This is a genomic window from Streptomyces sp. NPDC126499 (assembly GCF_040302485.1).
Taxonomy (GTDB): domain Bacteria; phylum Actinomycetota; class Actinomycetes; order Streptomycetales; family Streptomycetaceae; genus Streptomyces.
This window is the reverse complement of record NZ_JBEOUO010000005.1, coordinates 301,930-318,240: the sequence shown is the minus strand read 5'-3', so window position 1 is coordinate 318,240 and position 16,311 is coordinate 301,930. Positions and strand designations below refer to the sequence as shown.

Below are 16,311 nucleotides of genomic sequence, written 5' to 3'. Positions count from 1 at the left end.
TCGGCGCGACTGCCTGTTCGAAAGCAAGGGATGCAAGGTGACGGACGGAGCAGTAACTGAGGTCGCACGCGTGCTCGTCGCGGCCGACAAGTTCAAGGGTTCGCTCACGGCCGTACAGGTCGCGGAGCGGGTCACAGCAGGACTGCGACGGGTCGTCCCGGAGCTCGAGGTGGAGACGCTGCCCGTCGCGGACGGCGGCGACGGCACCGTCGCGGCGGCCGTCGCGGCAGGCTTCGAACGGCGTGAGGTCACCGTCACGGGGCCGGTCGGCGAGCCCGTCACGGCGGCGTTCGCGCTGCGCGGGACCACGGCGGTCGTGGAGATGGCGGAGGCGTCCGGCCTCCAGCTCCTGCCGCCCGGGGAGTTCGCCCCGCTCACCGCGACCACCTACGGCTCCGGCGAGCTGCTGCGCGCGGCCCTCGACGCCGGGGCCACCACGATCGTCTTCGGCGTCGGCGGCAGCGCCACCACCGACGGCGGCGCCGGCATGCTCGCCGCGCTCGGCGCCCGTTTCCTCGACGCCGCGGGCGAGCCCGTCGGCCCCGGCGGCGCGGCTCTCGCGGAGCTGGCCTCCGCCGATCTGTCGGGCGTCGACCCGCGCTTCGCCGACGTCGACCTCGTCCTCGCCAGCGACGTGGACAACCCGCTCACCGGCCCGAAGGGCTGTGCGGCGGTGTACGGCCCGCAGAAGGGCGCCTCGCCCGAGGACGTGGAGATCCTGGACGCGGCCCTCGGGCACTACGCCCGGATCCTGGAGGAGTCGATCGGCCCCAAGGCCGCCGAGCTCGCCGCCTCCCCGGGCGCGGGCGGCGCCGGCGGCATCGGCTACGGCGCCCTGCTGATCGGCGCGAGCTTCCGCCCCGGCATCGAGCTGATGCTGGAGGTCCTCGGCTTCGCTCCGGCCCTGGAGCGCGCCACCCTGGTCATCACCGGCGAGGGCTCCCTCGACGAGCAGACCCTCCACGGCAAGGCCCCGGCGGGTGTCGCCGCGGCCGCCCGCGCGGCCGGCAAGGAGGTCGTCGCCGTCTGCGGCCGCCTCGCCCTCCCCCCGGAAACCCTCGGCGCCGCCGGCATCCGCCGCGCCTACCCGCTGAGCGACCTGGAGCCGGACCCCGCCAAGTCCATCCCGAACGCCGGCCCCCTCCTGGAACAGGTCTCGGCGAACATCGCCCGCGACTTCCTGAGCTGACGGGGCGCGGGCCTGGGCCTTGGCCGGGCCGGGCCTTGGCCGGCTCCGGGCCTCGTCGCGGGCCGGCCATGGCCCTGACCCTCGTGGCGGGCCGGCCATGGCCCTGACCCTCGTGCGGGTCATCGACAGTTCCGGGCTTCGTCGCGTCCCCGACGGTCCGGAGCCCCGGCCGGCCGGGGCCTCGCAGCGGCCCTGGCTCCGGTCCCGGGCGCGGCCCGTGCAGGCGGGGTGTGCGCCGTGTTGCCCGCGCGGCGTTACGGCCGGGAGGCCTCCCGCTCCAGCCGGGACCGTGCCTGTTACGGCCAGGAGACCTTCCGCTCCGCCCGGGGCCCAGCCGGGGCCGTGCACGTCACGGCGGGGGTCTCCCTCTCCGGTCAGGGCCCAGCCTGGGGGGCCCTCCGCGCAGGCCCGGGTGTCTGCCGCGCTGCCCGCGTCGCGCTACGGCCGTGAGACCTCCCGCTCCGGCCTGCCCGTGTCGCGGTCGAGGCGGACGGTCGTCACCGTGCCGTCGCCGGTGGTGAAGCTCAGCGTGTCCGGGTCCGACCAGGTGACGTCGAGGAGCTCGTCGGCGGGGTCGTCGCCGTTGAAGGAGCCGGCGGGCCAGTGGTGGGCGGTGAGGGGCGGGCCGTCGACGACCGAGACGCGCCACAGGGGGTCGATCATCGCGGAGCCGCGCTCCACCACGAGATGGCGTTGCGCGTGGTGCGGGGCGGCCCGCCGGTCGGTCTCCTCCCAGTCGCCGCCGAGGATCGGGAACAGCAGCAGGCGGAAGGCCAGGACCCCGGCCGCCGCCACCCCGCACAGGACGGCCGCCGGCACCCGTATCGCGTTCCGGCGGGTCGCCAGCCAGGCGCCGGCGCCCAGCAGCAGCGAGGCCGTGAGGGCCCACGGCCAGCGGTACTCGAACGCGGAGACCAGAACCAGGAGCCGGGTCGAGTCGGCCGCCCGGGAACCGAGCGGGTGGGCCGCCACCGCCAGCAGGCCCGCCACCAGGAGCAGCCCGCCGAGGAGGCGACCGCCCCGGCCCGTACGGGTGTTCGTCATCGTCGTCACCCGGGCATCCTCCCAGCCGCGGCCACCCCGGCGCTCACCCCGCCGACGTCAGGCGGAAGGCGTCCAGGGCCAGCGTCATCTCCGTGAGGTCCCGGGGCCGGGACAGCGACCTCGACGTCAGCTGCTCCAGGCGGCGCAGGCGGTTGAAGACCGTGTTGCGGTGGCAGTAGAGACGCCCCGCCGCCCGGCCCGCCGAGCCCTCGCAGTCCAGCCACACGTCCAGCGTCTCCAGGAGCACCGCCCGGTCCGCCGGATCCAGTTCGAGCAGGCCGCCGAGGACGTCGTGGACGAGCAGGCCCGCCATCTCCGGCTGGCTCACCACCAGCGCGCCCGGCATCCGCCGGTCCAGACGGACGATCTCGTGCGAGTCCGGCGGGCAGGTGCGCAGGGCCAGTTCCGCCAGCCGCCGCGCCCGCCCCAGCTCCGCGAGTCCCGTCACCACCGGGCTGATCCCGCCCGGACCGGGGCAGCGGCCCTGCAGCAGATCGGACAGCGCGTCCAGGTCGGTGCCGTCGGCCAGCGCGACGACCCCGATCTCGCAGTGCGCCCGCATCCGCCACAGGAACCGCACCCCCGCCCCCCGCACCCGCCGGTGGAACGGCTCCGGCACCTCGCGCCGGTCCTGCCGCAGCACGACCACCGCGTACCGGCCGTGCTCCGGCAGGTCCAGGCCCGCCGCGGCCCGCGCCACCACCTCCGCGGTCTGCGGGCGGTCGCCGAGCAGCTCGTCGAGGAGCGCCGCCAGTTGCTCGTCGGTCCGCCGCCGCAGCTCCAGCTCCGTCGCCCGGTACGCCTCCGAGGCCGTGTCCGCCTGCGTGTCCACCGCCTGCCACACCATCGTGGCCGCCTGCATCAGCGCCTTCAGCTCCCCGGGCCGCGCCGCCGCGCCCTCGATCAGCGCGTCCCACACCAGGTGCCCGGCGTGCCGGTACGCGTGCACGACGAGCTCCAGCGGCATGCCCTGCTCGGCCCGCCGCCGGCCCATCTCGTCCGCGTGCTCCAGGTCCCGCCGGGGCGAGTCGCGCGGCGCCGAGATCATCTCGATCCCGATCCGCATCGCCTCGTGCGCCTCCTGCCAGTGCTGGTCGTACGGCACGATCCGGCCGTACGCCGGCTCGTACTCGTGCAGCTCCCTCAGATGCTCGTCCACCAGCTCCGGCAGCCGTTCGAGGAGCGCCGTGCACGCCTGTGCCAGCAGCTTCCAGTCATCGCCGGTCCGCGGTCTGCGCCGTCCCATGTCCGGAGGATGCCATCCCTCCGCCGCTTCCCACAGGCCCCTGACACGCACCGTTGTGCGCGTGCACAACCCGCCGTCGGGCCCGCTGGTCAACGGCAGCGTTTCGGCCGCCGAACGTGGACGGGCGGCCCGGCCCGGTGCTGGGGTGAGCGCCACGCACCACGGAAGGGGAACCATGGGAGGTACCGCACTCGCCCTGGAGGTCACGGACCTGACGGCGGGATACGGGCCGGTACGCGCCTTGCGCGAGGTGTCGGTCGAGGTGCCCGAGGGCGCGGTCGTCACCGTCCTCGGCGGCAACGGCGCCGGCAAGTCCACCCTGTTGCGGGCGATCTCCCGCACACTGCCGTTCCACGGCGGCGCGGTCACGGGCGGCACCGTCCGCTTCGGCGGCCGGCCGCTCGACGGGCTCGCGACGGACCGGGTGGTGGCCGCCGGGGTGTCCCAGGTCCCGGAGGGCCGCCAGGTCTTCGCCCGGATGACGGTGGAGGACAACCTGCGCGCCGGTGCCCTCGGCGCCCGCGGCGACCGGGCCGCGAAGGCGGCGGCCCTGAAGCGGGTCCACGAGCTGTTCCCCGTCCTCGCCGAGCGCGCCCGCCAGCAGGCGGGCCTGCTGTCCGGCGGGGAACAGCAGATGCTGGCCGTCGGCCGGGCCCTGATGGCGTCCCCGCGGCTGCTCCTGCTGGACGAGCCCTCCCTCGGTCTCGCGCCGCTGATGGCCGCCCGGATCGCCGACACCATCCGGGAGATCAACGCGCAGGGCACGGCGGTGCTGCTCGTCGAGCAGAACGCGGCCCTCGCGCTGCGGCTCGCCTCCCGCGCGTACGTCCTGGAGGTCGGCCGGGTCACCCTCTCCGGCCCGGCCGCCGAACTCGCCGCCTCCGACGAGATCCGCCGCCGCTACCTCGGCGTCGCCGACGAGGACGAGCCCGCCGGGGGCCCGGACGGCACCGCGGCGGGTCCGGCCCGCCGTCCGGTGCTCGCCCGCTGGGAGGAGTCCCGATGAGCCGTACCCCGCTCCCGCGTCCGGACGGCGGCACGACCGGTCCGGCCCGCCGTCCGGCGCTCGCCCGCTGGGAGGAGTCCCGATGAGCCGCACCCCGCTCCCGCCCCCGGGCCGGGACCCGGAGCCCGCTCCCGCCGGGGCCGCCGCCGGTGCCACCCCCGGCAAGGCCCCCGCCCCCACCGGGACCGCCGGCTCCGCCAAAGCCACCGCCCCCACCGACGTCCCCGCCCTCCACGTCCGCGACGTCACCGTCCGCTTCGCCGGGCTCACCGCCCTCGACGGCGTCTCCTTCACCGTCCGACCCGGCACCGTGCACGCCGTCATCGGGCCCAACGGCGCCGGCAAGTCCACCTGCTTCAACGTGCTCTCCGGCGTCTACCGGGCCACCTCCGGCTCCGTCCGCTTCGGCGACCACGAACTGACCGGGCTGCCCCCGCACCGGATCGCCGACCTCGGCATCGCCCGGATCTTTCAGAACCTCGCCCTGCCGCCCCGCGCCACCGTCGAGGACAGTCTGATGCTCGGCCGGCACCGGCTCACCCGGACCGGCTTCCTCGCCGCCGGGCTCCGGCTGCCCTCCGCCGCCCGCGAGGAGGCCCGGCACCGGGCCAGGGTGCGGGAGATCGCCGCCTTCGTCGGCCTGGAGGAGGACCTGGCGCGACCCGCCGGCTCCCTCCCGTACGGCAGGCAGAAGCTCGCCGAACTCGCCCGCGCCCTGTGCATGGAGCCCAGGCTGCTCCTCCTCGACGAGCCCGTCGCCGGGATGACCGCCGACGAACGCCGCCGCACCGCCGCCGTCATCGCGGGTGTCCGCGACAGCCTCGGCATCTCCATCGTCCTGGTCGAACACGACATGGGGGTGGTGATGCGGCTCGCCGACGCCGTCACCGTCCTCGACTTCGGCCGCCGCATCGCCGACGGCACCCCCGCCGACGTCCAGAACGACCCGGCCGTCGTCCGCGCCTATCTCGGAGAGGAGGACGCCGAGTGAGCACCTTCGCCGAACTCCTCGTCAACGGCGTCTCACTGGGCTCGATCTACGCCCTCATCGCCCTCGGGTTCGTCGTCATCTTCCGCGCCACGGAAGTCGTCAACTTCGCCCACGCCTCGCTGCTGCTCGCCGGCGGCTACCTCACCGCCGTCCTCCACGAGGACCTCGGCTTCTGGCCCGCGCTCGCCGTCGGCGTCGCCGGCGCGGCCCTGGTCGGCGCGGCCGTCGAGTTCCTGGTGATGCGCCGCTACCGGGGCTCCGACCACAGCGTCCTCGCCATCGTCACCATCGGCGTCGACATCCTGCTGACCACCGAGCTCACCCGCCGGATCGGCACCGACGTGCTCGCCCTGGGCGACCCGTGGGGCGACACCGTCGTCACGATCGGGCCGGTGACGATCGCGCAGACCCGGATCGCCGCGTTCCTCGCCGCCGGACTGCTCATCACCGCCTTCCTGCTGGCCTTCCGCTACACGTCCTGGGGCGTGGCCATGCGGGCCGCCGCCGAGAACCGGGAGACGGCCGCCCTGATGGGCATCCGCCTCGGCCGGGTCTCCCTCGGCGCCTGGGCGGTCGCGGGCGCGCTCGCCGCCGTCGCCGCCCTGTTCCTCACCGTCTTCCCGACCCCCGGTCTGGAGCGCTCCACCTCGCTGGCCGCGCTCAAGGCCTTCCCCGCGGCCATCCTCGGCGGCCTGGACTCCACCACCGGCGCCCTCGTCGGCGGCCTGCTCGTCGGCGTCACCGAGTCCCTGGCCACCGGCTACCAGGGCGACCTGACCTTCCTGGGCCGCGGGATCGGCGACCTCGCCCCGTACCTCGTCATGGTCGCGGTGCTGCTCGTCCGCCCGGCCGGGCTCTTCGGCACCAAGGAGCTGGCCCGTGTCTGAGACGACGCCCACCGCCCGCCGTACCGCCGTCCTCGCCCGGCCCCGGCCCTGGGCCTGGGCCGCCGCAGGTCTCGTGCTGCTCGCCCTCCCCTTCTATCTGGACCGCTTCTGGCTGCAGGCCGGGCTCTTCGCCATGGCCGCCGCCATCGGCGCCATCGGGATCAACCTGCTCACCGGCGCCACCGGGCAGCTCTCCATGGGCCACGCCTTCTTCCTCGCCGTCGGCGCGTACGGCTACTGCGCCTTCGCGGGCGACGGCTCCGACGGGCTGACCGGCCTCGGGCTGCCCGGCTGGCTCGCCGCCGTGCTCGCCGTCGCCCTCGCGGGCCTCGCGGGCGGGGTGTTCTCGCCGATCGCGGGCCGGCTGCGCGGCGCGTACCTCGGTATCGCCACCCTCGCGCTGATCTTCATCGGCCAGCACGTGCTGTTCAACGCGCACGACCTGACCGGCGGCTACAACGGCCGGGCCGTGCCGCCGCTGAGCCTGTTCGGCCTCACCTTCGACGACAGCGAGCTGCTGGTCGCGGCGGTGCCGTTCGGCTCGGCCGAGAAGCTCTGGTACCTCGGCCTGGTGCTGCTCCTCGCGGGCGCCCTGTTCGCCCGGGGCGTGCTGCGCGGCCGGCCGGGACGGGCCATGAACGCCATCCGGGACCACCGGATCGCGGCCGGGGTGATGGGCATCCCGGTGGCCCGCTACCGGGCCGCCGTGTTCGTCCTGTCGTCCATGTACGCGGGCCTGGCGGGCGTGGTGCTCGCCCTGGTCTTCCAGCGCACCGTGCCGGAGTACTTCGGCATGATGCTCTCCCTCGAATACCTGGCCATGATCGTCATCGGCGGTCTCGGTTCGGTCGCCGGAGCGGTCGTCGGAGGCGTCTTCGTCTCCCTGCTGCCGCAGCTCCTCAACCGGTACAGCGACGTCCTCCCCCTGGTCTCCGCCCCCGGGACGGGCGGGATCGCACCGGGGGAGGCCGCGCGCTACCTCTACGGCGCCGCCGTCGTCGCGGTGGTGCTCTTCCTGCCCGGTGGCCTGGTCCGGCCGGCCGCCCGGCGCACACCGTCCACCTCTGGGGAGGAACGATGAACCACAGACGACAGGCCGTGCGGGGCCTGGCCGCCGCCCTCGCGACCCTGGTCGCGCTGACCGCCGCCGGCTGCAGCTCCAAGGCGAAGGGCGGCGACGGCGAGGGCACCGGCGCGGGCGGGGTGAACGCCGGCAAGGGCGTCACCGACAAGGCGATCACCCTCGGCGCGCTCACCGACATGACCGGCGTGTACGCCACCCTCGGCAAGAGCGTCACGCAGGCCCAGCAGCTGTACGTGAAGCAGGTCAACGCGGCCGGCGGGATCTGCGGCCGGCAGCTGGAGCTGACGGTCCGCGACCACGGCTACGACCCGCAGAAGGCGCTCGCCGCCTACACCGAGCTGGAGCCGAAGGTCGTCGGCTACCCGCAGTTCATCGGCTCGCCCTTCGTCGCCGCCGTCAAGGGGCGCGTCGACGGCCTGGACAAGGGCCTGGTCCTGCCGCAGGCCTGGTCCGCCTCGCTGCTCGGCTCACCGTCCATCCGCGTCCTCGGCTCGACGTACGACGTGGAGACCATCAACGCCGTCGACTTCCTGGTGAAGGAGAAGGGCCTGAAGGCGGGGGACCGGATCGGCCACGTCTACTTCGAGGGCGACTACGGCGAGAACGCGCTCGCGGGCGCCGAGCACGCCGCCGGGAAGGCGGGCCTGAAGGTCGTCGAGCAGAAGATCAAGCCCACCGACAACGACATGTCGGCGCAGGTCGCGGCCCTGAAGCAGGCCGGGGTCAAGGCCGTCGTCCTCAGCGCGGGCCCGCGCCAGGCCGCCTCCCTCGTCGGCGTCGCGGCCGCCACGGGCCTCAAGGTGCCGGTCGTCGGAAACAACTCGGCGTTCTCGCCGCAGCTGCTCGGCACCCAGGCCGGACCGGCCCTGCAGAAGATGTACTGGGTGGCCTCCCCGAGCCTCCCGATCGGGGCGGACACCCCGGCCGCGAAGAAGCTGGTCGCCGACTACAAGGCCGCCTACCCGGGCGACAGCCTGGACAACGGCATCGTGGCCGGCTGGACCGCCGCGAGCGTCTTCGGCGAGGCCCTGAAGAAGGCCTGCGCCGAGAAGGACCTGACCCGCGAGGGCATCGGCAAGGCGCTGCTGACGATGACCTCGTACGACGCGGGCTTCGGCATGACCCACGACTTCGGCGACCCGAAGGCGCCCTCGTCGCGCGAGTCGGTCATCCTCCAGCCGGACGCCTCCGTGCCCGGTGGCATGCGGACGGTCCGGCAGCCGTTCACCGCCGAGGCGGTGGCGTCCTACACGCCCTGACCCTCCACCGACCGCCCCGGGGCGTGCCGTCACCCACCGGAAACAACGGAATGTGAAGCTCGGGCCATGAACGATCTCTTCAGGGTCCGCCCCGCCGCCCCCGACGATCCCCGCGTCCCGGCCCTCCTGGCCGCGTACCACCTCGGCACCGAGGCCGAGAAGGGACAGCCCGTCGACACCGTCGACGGGCTGCCGGCCGTCTACCGCGCCGAGGTGCTCGATCCCGGGGCCGCCTTCGCCGACGACACCCTGCTCCTGGCCGAGGCGCCGGGAGAGCCGGCGGCCGGCCTGGTCGTGCTCACCGCCCGGGGCGAGCTCAAGCGGCTGTGGGTGGAGCCCGGCGCCCGGGGGAGGGGCGCCGGACGGGCCCTGACGGCCGAGGCCCTGCGCCGCGCCGAGGCCGGCGGCGCCCTCTCCGTACGCCTGTCGGTGTGGGCCTGGCGGGAGCGCGCCCTCGCCCTGTACCGGCGGCTCGGCTTCCGGACGGCCCGCCCCTGGGACGACCGGCCCGGCCTGGTGTGCCTGGAGAAGCCCCTCGACCGCGTCCTGCGGCTCTCCGCCGACGACATCCGCTCCCGGGCCGCCGACGGCCTCGCCGCGCTCCTGTGCGACGCCGTGGACGGCGGGGCCTCCGTCGGCTTCCTTGCGCCCCTGGACCCCGCCGAGGCGGCCGCCTGGTGGCACGGGGCCGCCGAGGACGCCGAGCGGGGCGTACGGGAGGTCTGGGCGGCCCTCGGGCCCGCGGACGAGGTCCTGGGCGCCGTCACCCTGGTCCGCGACGGCAAGGCGAACGGGCGGCACCGAGGGGAGATCGCCCGGCTGGTGGTCCACCGCTCCGCCCGCGGCCGGGGACTCGGCGCCCGGCTCCTCGCCACGGCGGAGGCCCACGCGGCCGCCCACGGCCTCACCCTGCTCGTCCTCGACACCGAGACCGACAGTCCCGCCGAGCGGCTGTACCGAGCGGCCGGCTGGACCGCCGCCGGGGTGGTCCCGGACTTCGCCGCCGCCCCGGACGGCACCCTGCGCCCCACCACCCTGTACTACAAGCGCCTCGCCCGCTGAGCACGCGCGCGGCCCGCCCCAGGCGCGCGGGCGCACGGCAAGGGCCCCGGACGCGATCCGCGTCCGGGGCCCTTCCCGTATGTCTCTCCGGCGCTGCCGCTACGGCAGCTGCGCCGCCTGCGCCTGCCGCGCCTCCCGGCTCTCGCGCCGGTTGTCACGGAAGGTGTTCACGCGCCGGGCCGTCGCGAAGAGGGGGATCACGGCGCCCAGCACCACCTGCAGCGCGCAGCCGGTCTGGAGCAGCAGCTGACCGCCGGGGGCGTCGAACGCCCAGGCCGCCAGCATGGCCATCGCTCCCACGATCCAGCTGAGCATCGCCACCGCGAGGACACCCCGCGGCTTCGGGTACTCCACCCGGCTCACCATCAGCCACGCCGTGCCGATGATCGCCAGCAGGGTCGGGATGAACGGCAGCTCCAGCAGGACGATCGAGACGACCGTCAGCGCGCCGAACGGGCTCGGCATGCCCTGGAACATGCCGTCCTTCATCGTCACGCAGGAGAACCGCGCGAGTCTGAGCACCACCGCGAGCAGCACCACGATCGCGGCCACCGCCGAGACCTTCTGGTGCGCGTCGTCCGCGACCATGCCGTACACGAGCACGAAGTACGCCGGGGCCAGACCGAAGCTGATCAGGTCCGACAGGTTGTCGAGCTCGGCACCCATCGGCGAGCTGCGGAGCTTGCGCGCCACGATGCCGTCGAACAGGTCGAAGATCGCCGCGCCCAGCATCAGGATCACGGCGGTCGCGGCCGAGTGGCGCGCCATGCCGGTCTCCACACCGCTGCCGGTGAGGTGCGGGATGAGGATGCCGGTGGTGGTGAAGTACACCGCCATGAATCCGCAGGTGGCGTTGCCGAGCGTGAGGGCGTCCGCTATGGACAGCCTCAGCGACAGCGGCATCTCCTCGGCATCCTCGGCCGCCTCGGCCTCCGCGTCGGCGACCCAGTCGGCCGCCCGTGTGTCGGGATCAATCACGGTCAATGCGAGTCACCCCCGCGGTCGTGGGCTGTCCCACCTCGACGGCGACCTCGACACCCTCCGGGAGGTAGATGTCGACCCGCGACCCGAAGCGGATCAGACCGATCCGGTCACCCTGCTCGACCTTCGTCCCCTGCGGGACGTACGGCACGATCCGCCGGGCGACGGCGCCCGCGATCTGCACCATCTCGATGTCACCGAGCTCGGTGTCGAAGTGCCAGACAACGCGCTCGTTGTTCTCGCTCTCCTTGTTGAACGCCGGCACGAACCCACCGGGCACGTGCTCCACGGACGTCACCGTGCCGGCCAGCGGCGCGCGGTTGACGTGGACGTTCAGCGGGCTCATGAAGATGGCGACACGGGTGCGCCCGTCCTTCCACGGCATGATGCTCTGCACCACACCGTCGGCGGGCGAGATGACCCGGCCCCGAGCGATCTCGCGCTCGGGGTCGCGGAAGAACCACAGCATGCCGGCCGCGAGAGCGGTGGCCGGCACGGCGATCGCCGCGGCGCGCTTCGACTTCCGGGCGCGCGCGAGGCTGAGCGCCGCGGTGGCGACGGTCGGCAGAAGCCACGGCGATGCTCCGCGTGCGATGCTGACGCCCTTGAGGCTGTCGCGGTGTGCAGAGGTTTGGCTGTGGGGCATGGATGACCTTCGTAGCGGATGATGCCGCACTGGCGGGGGACGGCGGCTTTCCGGCGATGCTATCGGTTGCGGGCCGCAACTGGGCAAGCCAGAAGCCGAGTCGGCGGCCGGAAGACGAACACAGGGTGTGATCTTCTTCGCGGCCGAACCGACCCAAATGCGACAATCAACCCTGGAATCGGTACTCCTCGAGCAGCCGACGACCAATGATCATTTTCTGGATCTCGGCGGTACCTTCGCCGATGAGCAGCATCGGTGCCTCGCGGTAGAGGCGCTCGATCTCGTACTCCTTGGAGAACCCGTAACCGCCGTGGATGCGGAACGCGTCCTCCACGACCTCCTTGCAGTACTCGGAGGCGAGGTACTTCGCCATCCCTGCTTCAAGGTCGTTTCGTTCCCCGGAGTCCTTTTTGCGCGCTGCGTTCACCATCATGGCATGAGCGGCCTCGACCTTGGTAGCCATCTCGGCCAGCTTGAACTGAATCGCCTGGTGCTGGGCGATCGGCTTGCCGAAGGTGTGACGCTGCTGGGCGTACTGGACGCCCAGCTCGAAGGCACGCTGAGCGACACCGCAGCCACGCGCCGCGACGTTGACGCGGCCGACCTCCACGCCGTCCATCATCTGGTAAAAACCGCGGCCGGTGACCCCGCCGAGCACCCGATCGGCCGGAATGCGCAGGCCGTCCATGATGAGCTCGGTCGTGTCGACGCCCTTGTAGCCCATCTTCTCGATCTTGCCGGGAATGGTCAGGCCCGGACGGACCTCACCGAAACCGGGCTCCTTCTCGACGAGGAAGGTCGTCATCGACTTGTGCGGGGCGGTCCCCTCGGGGTGTCCTTCGTCACTTCGGACGAGAACGGCCACCAGCGTTGACGTACCACCGTTCGTCAGCCACATCTTCTGGCCGTTCAGGACGTACTCGTCGCCGTCCTTCACCGCCTTGGACGTGATCGCCGACACGTCCGAGCCGAGCCCCGGCTCCGACATCGAGAACGCGCCACGCACCTCGCCGGCCGCCATCCGCGGAAGGAAGTGGTCCTTCTGCTCCTGGGTGCCGTGCTGCTTCAGCATGTACGCCACGATGAAGTGCGTGTTGATGATGCCGGACACCGACATCCAGCCGCGCGCGATCTCCTCCACGCACAGCGCGTAGGTGAGCAGCGACTCACCCAGGCCCCCGTACTCCTCGGGGATCATCAGGCCGAAGACGCCGAGCTCCTTGAGCCCGTCCACGATCTGCTGCGGGTACTCGTCACGGTGCTCCAGCTCCGTGGCGACCGGGATGATCTCCTTGTCCACGAAGTCACGGACGGTGGAGAGGATCTCCTGCTGGACGTCGGTCAGACCGTGCGTCTGGGCGAGTCGCGCCATGACTTACTTCCCCTGCTCGTTGAGGACCGGGCGGCCGGGCTGCTCGCCGCCGCGCGCTTCGATGTACTCGGCCGTCGGGACCATCACCTTGCGGCGGAAGACGCACACCAGGGTGCCGTCCTGCTTGTAGCCCTTGGTCTCGACGTAGACGATGCCGCGGTCGCTCTTCGACTTCGACGGAGTCTTGTCGAGCACGGTCGTCTCGCCGTAGATGGTGTCGCCGTGGAAGGTCGGCGCCACGTGCCGCAGCGACTCGATCTCCAGGTTGGCGATCGCCTTTCCGGAGACGTCCGGCACGGACATGCCGAGCAGCAGCGAGTAGATGTAGTTGCCGACGACGACGTTCTTCTTGAAGTCCGTCGTGTTCTCCGCGTAATTCACGTCCATGTGCAGCGGATGGTGGTTCATCGTCAGCAGACAGAAGAGGTGGTCGTCGTACTCGGTGACCGTCTTCCCGGGCCAGTGCTTGTAGACAGCACCGATCTCGAACTCTTCGTACGTGCGGCCGAACTGCATGGGTCTTACGCCTCCGGGATCTCGAACTTCGACGTGCGCTGCATGCCGGCGGCACGGCCCTTGCCCGAGATGACCAGCGCCATCTTGCGGGAGGCCTCGTCGATCATCTCGTCGCCGAGCATCGCCGAGCCCTTCTTCCCGCCGGCCTCGGACGTGTAGTAGTCGTACGCGTCGAGGATCAGCTCGGCGTGGTCGAAGTCCTCCTGCGACGGCGAGAAGATCTCGTTCGCGGCGGCGACCTGGTCCGGGTGCAGCACCCACTTGCCGTCGAAGCCGAGGGCCGCGGCCCGCTGCGCGACCGCGCGGTAGCCCTCCTGGTTGCGGATCTGCAGGTACGGGCCGTCGATCGCCTGGAGGTTGTTGGCGCGGGCGGCCATCAGGATGCTCATCAGGATGTGGTGGTACGCGTCCGCCGGGTAGCCGGGCGGCTGCTCACCGACGACCAGGGACTTCATGTTGATGGAGGCCATGAAGTCGGCCGGGCCGAAGATGATCGTCTCCACGCGCTGCGAGGCCTGGGCGATCGCGTTCACGTTGACGAGACCCTGGGCGTTCTCGATCTGCGCCTCGATGCCGATCTTGCCGACCTCGAAGCCCATCGTCTTCTCGATCTGCGTCAGCAGCAGGTCGAGCGCGACGATCTGCTCCGCGTTCTGCACCTTCGGCAGCATGATGCAGTCGAGGTTCTGGCCGGCGCCCTCGACGACCGTGACGACGTCACGGTACGTCCAGTGGGTCGTCCAGTCGTTGACCCGGACGACCCGGGTCTTGCCCGTCCAGTCGCCCTCGTTCAGGAACTTCACGATGGTGTGCCGGGCCTCCGGCTTGGCCAGCGGCGCGCAGGCGTCCTCCAGGTCGAGGAAGACCTGGTCCGCGGCGAGACCCTGGGCCTTCTCCAGGAAGCGCGGGTTGGAGCCGGGGACCGCCAGGCACGAGCGGCGGGGGCGCAGGCGGTTCACGGGGCTGGTCATGCGGGGACCTCCGTACTTTCAAGGGGGCTGAGCTTGTTGGCGTTGCGGATCTCGTCGACGATACGGCCGATGATCCCCGTGATGCCGAAGTCCTTCGGCGTGAAGACGGCGGCCACACCCGCCGCCCGCAGCTCCTCGGCGTCGGCGTTCGGGATGATCCCGCCGACGACGACCGGGATGTCGGCCGCGCCCGCCTCCTTCAGGCGGTCGAGGACGTCCGGCACCAGCTGGGCGTGCGAGCCGGACAGGATCGACAGGCCGACCGCGTGCACGTCCTCCTCCAGGGCGGCGTCCACGATCTGCTCGGGCGTCAGCCGGATGCCCTGGTAGACCACCTCGAACCCGGCGTCGCGGGCCCGTACGGCGATCTGCTCGGCACCGTTGGAGTGCCCGTCAAGACCCGGCTTGCCGACCAGGAAGCGGAGCTTGCCGACCCCCATGTCCTGGGCGGTGCGGTCCACCTTGCGGCGCACCTCGGCCAGCGGGGAACCCGCCTCGGCCGGCACCGCCACCGGGGCGGAGGAGACACCGGTCGGGGCGCGGAACTCGCCGAAGACCTCGCGCAGCGCCCCGGCCCACTCGCCGGTCGTGACACCCGCGCGGGCGCACTCCAGGGTGGCCTCCATGAGGTTCCCGGTGCCCTTGGCGGCCTCCTTGAGGCGCTCCAGGGCCTTGCAGGGACGGGGGTGGTTGAACGGCGGCTGGTAGCGGGTGTCCCGCCACTCCCTGAGGGCGGCCACCACCCGCGCCTCCACGGCCGGGTCGACCGTCTGGATCGCGGTGTCGAGGTCCGCGGTCAGCGGGTTCGGCTCGGTCGTCTCGAAGATGTTGACGCCGACGATCTTCTCCTCGCCCGACTCGATGCGGGCGCGCCGCTCGGCGTGCGAGGAGACCAGCTGCGCCTTGAGGTAGCCGGACTCGACGGCGGCCATGGCGCCGCCCATCTCCTGGATCCGCTCGATCTCGGCCATGCTCTCGGTGACGAGGGCGTCCACCTTGGCCTCGATGACGTGCGAGCCGGCGAAGATGTCCTCGTACTCCAGGAGGTCCGACTCGTGGGCGAGGACCTGCTGGATGCGCAGCGACCACTGCTGGTCCCAGGGCCGCGGCAGACCGAGCGCCTCGTTCCAGGCCGGGAGCTGGACGGCACGCGCGCGTGCGTCCTTGGAGAGCGTGACGGCCAGCATCTCCAGGACGATCCGCTGGACGTTGTTCTCCGGCTGGGCCTCCGTCAGGCCGAGCGAGTTGACCTGCACGCCGTAGCGGAAACGGCGCTGCTTGGGGTCCTCGATGCCGTAGCGGTCGCGGGTGAGGGTGTCCCAGATGCGGCCGAAGGCGCGCATCTTGCACATCTCCTCGATGAAGCGGACGCCGGCGTTCACGAAGAACGAGATCCGGGCGACGACCTCGCCGAACCGCTCCTCGGGGACCTGCCCCGAGTCGCGGACGGCGTCGAGGACGGCGATGGCCGTGGACATCGCGTACGCGATCTCCTGGACCGGAGTGGCTCCCGCCTCCTGCAGGTGGTAGCTGCAGATGTTGATCGGGTTCCACTTCGGCATGTGGTTCACCGTGTAGGCGATCATGTCCGTCGTCAGGCGCAGCGACGGCCCCGGCGGGAAGACGTGCGTCCCCCGCGACAGGTACTCCTTCACGATGTCGTTCTGGGTGGTGCCCTGGAGCTTGGTGATGTCCGCGCCCTGCTCCTCGGCGACCACCTGGTAGAGCGCCAGCAGCCACATCGCGGTGGCGTTGATGGTCATCGAGGTGTTCATCTGCTCCAGGGGGATGTCCTGGAACAGCCGCCGCATGTCACCGAGGTGCGAGACGGGCACCCCGACCCGGCCGACCTCGCCGCGGGCGAGGATGTGGTCGGGGTCGTAGCCGGTCTGCGTGGGCAGGTCGAACGCGACCGAGAGGCCGGTCTGGCCCTTGGCGAGGTTCCGCCGGTAGAGCTCGTTCGACGCCTCGGCGGTCGAGTGACCGGCGTACGTCCGCATGAGCCACGGCCGGTCCTTTTCCTTTCGCACCTGCGCGGTCTGACGCTCTGTCATCTG

General features: G+C 72.4%; 15 protein-coding genes. 7 read left to right on the top strand and 8 right to left on the bottom strand.

The window, feature by feature from the left end; translation table 11 throughout:
- Window positions 1-37: 37 nt before the first annotated feature.
- Entirely contained in the window at window positions 38-1,189 is a 1,152-nt protein-coding gene (locus tag ABTZ91_RS09960) for a glycerate kinase (protein WP_352076636.1), read from the top strand.
- A 438-nt stretch (window positions 1,190-1,627) separates the two neighbouring features.
- Here the strand turns inward: ABTZ91_RS09960 and ABTZ91_RS09955 are convergent, their stop codons facing one another.
- Both ABTZ91_RS09955 and ABTZ91_RS09950 read right to left on the bottom strand, forming a co-directional pair.
- Window positions 1,628-2,242: a hypothetical protein gene (locus tag ABTZ91_RS09955; protein ID WP_352076635.1), complete on the bottom strand. Its 615-nt coding sequence runs from the start codon at window positions 2,240-2,242 to the stop codon at window positions 1,628-1,630.
- A gap of 34 nt (window positions 2,243-2,276) precedes the next feature.
- Complete coding sequence (locus ABTZ91_RS09950) at window positions 2,277-3,479, bottom strand: helix-turn-helix domain-containing protein (protein ID WP_352076634.1); 1,203 nt, start codon at window positions 3,477-3,479, stop codon at window positions 2,277-2,279.
- Between the two features lie 175 nt (window positions 3,480-3,654).
- Between ABTZ91_RS09950 and ABTZ91_RS09945 the strand changes: the two genes are divergently transcribed.
- The 6 genes from ABTZ91_RS09945 to ABTZ91_RS09920 all read left to right on the top strand — a co-directional run bounded on the left by ABTZ91_RS09945 (window position 3,655) and on the right by ABTZ91_RS09920 (window position 9,768).
- The gene (locus ABTZ91_RS09945) at window positions 3,655-4,485 is read left to right on the top strand and encodes an ABC transporter ATP-binding protein (protein ID WP_352076633.1); all 831 of its coding nucleotides are present in this window, start codon (window positions 3,655-3,657) and stop codon (window positions 4,483-4,485) included.
- Window positions 4,486-4,567: 82 nt separating this feature from the next.
- Window positions 4,568-5,476: an ABC transporter ATP-binding protein gene (locus ABTZ91_RS09940; protein ID WP_352076632.1), complete on the top strand. Its 909-nt coding sequence runs from the start codon at window positions 4,568-4,570 to the stop codon at window positions 5,474-5,476.
- Window positions 5,473-6,363 carry a branched-chain amino acid ABC transporter permease gene (locus ABTZ91_RS09935; RefSeq protein ID WP_352076631.1) on the top strand — a complete coding sequence of 297 codons (891 nt, stop codon included), beginning with the start codon at window positions 5,473-5,475 and terminating at the stop codon, window positions 6,361-6,363. The genes ABTZ91_RS09940 and ABTZ91_RS09935 overlap by 4 nt, the downstream gene beginning before the upstream one ends.
- The gene (locus ABTZ91_RS09930; RefSeq protein WP_352076630.1) at window positions 6,356-7,444 is read left to right on the top strand and encodes a branched-chain amino acid ABC transporter permease; all 1,089 of its coding nucleotides are present in this window, start codon (window positions 6,356-6,358) and stop codon (window positions 7,442-7,444) included. The genes ABTZ91_RS09935 and ABTZ91_RS09930 overlap by 8 nt, the downstream gene beginning before the upstream one ends.
- Window positions 7,441-8,706 (top strand): ABC transporter substrate-binding protein, encoded by a 1,266-nt coding sequence (locus ABTZ91_RS09925; RefSeq protein ID WP_352076629.1) that lies wholly within the window; start codon window positions 7,441-7,443, stop codon window positions 8,704-8,706. The genes ABTZ91_RS09930 and ABTZ91_RS09925 overlap by 4 nt, the downstream gene beginning before the upstream one ends.
- A gap of 66 nt (window positions 8,707-8,772) precedes the next feature.
- Window positions 8,773-9,768 (top strand): GNAT family N-acetyltransferase, encoded by a 996-nt coding sequence (locus ABTZ91_RS09920; protein ID WP_352076628.1) that lies wholly within the window; start codon window positions 8,773-8,775, stop codon window positions 9,766-9,768.
- 99 nt (window positions 9,769-9,867) lie between these two features.
- Here the strand turns inward: ABTZ91_RS09920 and pssA are convergent, their stop codons facing one another.
- The 6 genes from pssA to ABTZ91_RS09890 all read right to left on the bottom strand — a co-directional run bounded on the left by pssA (window position 9,868) and on the right by ABTZ91_RS09890 (window position 16,308).
- On the bottom strand, window positions 9,868-10,746 hold the full coding sequence (gene pssA / locus ABTZ91_RS09915) for a CDP-diacylglycerol--serine O-phosphatidyltransferase (RefSeq protein ID WP_352076706.1): 879 nt from the start codon (window positions 10,744-10,746) through the stop codon (window positions 9,868-9,870).
- The gene (locus ABTZ91_RS09910; RefSeq protein ID WP_352076627.1) at window positions 10,739-11,395 is read right to left on the bottom strand and encodes a phosphatidylserine decarboxylase; all 657 of its coding nucleotides are present in this window, start codon (window positions 11,393-11,395) and stop codon (window positions 10,739-10,741) included. Before ABTZ91_RS09910 ends, pssA begins: the two co-directional genes overlap by 8 nt.
- A 166-nt stretch (window positions 11,396-11,561) precedes the next feature.
- Window positions 11,562-12,767: an acyl-CoA dehydrogenase family protein gene (locus ABTZ91_RS09905; protein WP_352076626.1), complete on the bottom strand. Its 1,206-nt coding sequence runs from the start codon at window positions 12,765-12,767 to the stop codon at window positions 11,562-11,564.
- 3 nt (window positions 12,768-12,770) lie between these two features.
- Window positions 12,771-13,283 carry a MaoC family dehydratase gene (locus ABTZ91_RS09900; RefSeq protein WP_345484522.1) on the bottom strand — a complete coding sequence of 171 codons (513 nt, stop codon included), beginning with the start codon at window positions 13,281-13,283 and terminating at the stop codon, window positions 12,771-12,773.
- A 5-nt stretch (window positions 13,284-13,288) separates the two neighbouring features.
- Window positions 13,289-14,254, bottom strand: a complete 966-nt coding sequence (locus ABTZ91_RS09895; protein ID WP_345484521.1) for a CoA ester lyase — start codon at window positions 14,252-14,254, stop codon at window positions 13,289-13,291.
- Window positions 14,251-16,308, bottom strand: a complete 2,058-nt coding sequence (locus ABTZ91_RS09890) for a protein meaA (RefSeq protein WP_352076625.1) — start codon at window positions 16,306-16,308, stop codon at window positions 14,251-14,253. The genes ABTZ91_RS09895 and ABTZ91_RS09890 overlap by 4 nt, the downstream gene beginning before the upstream one ends.
- Window positions 16,309-16,311 lie beyond the last annotated feature (3 nt).

Excerpts from the sequence above, each read along its gene's own strand:
- ABTZ91_RS09945 (WP_352076633.1), top strand. The coding sequence starts at position 3,655 with ATGGGAGGTACCGCACTCGCCCTGGAGGTCACGGACCTGACGGCGGGA.
- ABTZ91_RS09900 (WP_345484522.1), bottom strand. The coding sequence starts at position 13,283 with ATGCAGTTCGGCCGCACGTACGAAGAGTTCGAGATCGGTGCTGTCTAC.
- ABTZ91_RS09910 (WP_352076627.1), bottom strand. The coding sequence starts at position 11,395 with ATGCCCCACAGCCAAACCTCTGCACACCGCGACAGCCTCAAGGGCGTC.
- ABTZ91_RS09950 (WP_352076634.1), bottom strand. The coding sequence starts at position 3,479 with ATGGGACGGCGCAGACCGCGGACCGGCGATGACTGGAAGCTGCTGGCA.
- ABTZ91_RS09890 (WP_352076625.1), bottom strand. The coding sequence starts at position 16,308 with ATGACAGAGCGTCAGACCGCGCAGGTGCGAAAGGAAAAGGACCGGCCG.
- ABTZ91_RS09905 (WP_352076626.1), bottom strand. The coding sequence starts at position 12,767 with ATGGCGCGACTCGCCCAGACGCACGGTCTGACCGACGTCCAGCAGGAG.
- ABTZ91_RS09895 (WP_345484521.1), bottom strand. The coding sequence starts at position 14,254 with ATGACCAGCCCCGTGAACCGCCTGCGCCCCCGCCGCTCGTGCCTGGCG.
- ABTZ91_RS09940 (WP_352076632.1), top strand. The coding sequence starts at position 4,568 with ATGAGCCGCACCCCGCTCCCGCCCCCGGGCCGGGACCCGGAGCCCGCT.
- ABTZ91_RS09920 (WP_352076628.1), top strand. The coding sequence starts at position 8,773 with ATGAACGATCTCTTCAGGGTCCGCCCCGCCGCCCCCGACGATCCCCGC.
- ABTZ91_RS09925 (WP_352076629.1), top strand. The coding sequence starts at position 7,441 with ATGAACCACAGACGACAGGCCGTGCGGGGCCTGGCCGCCGCCCTCGCG.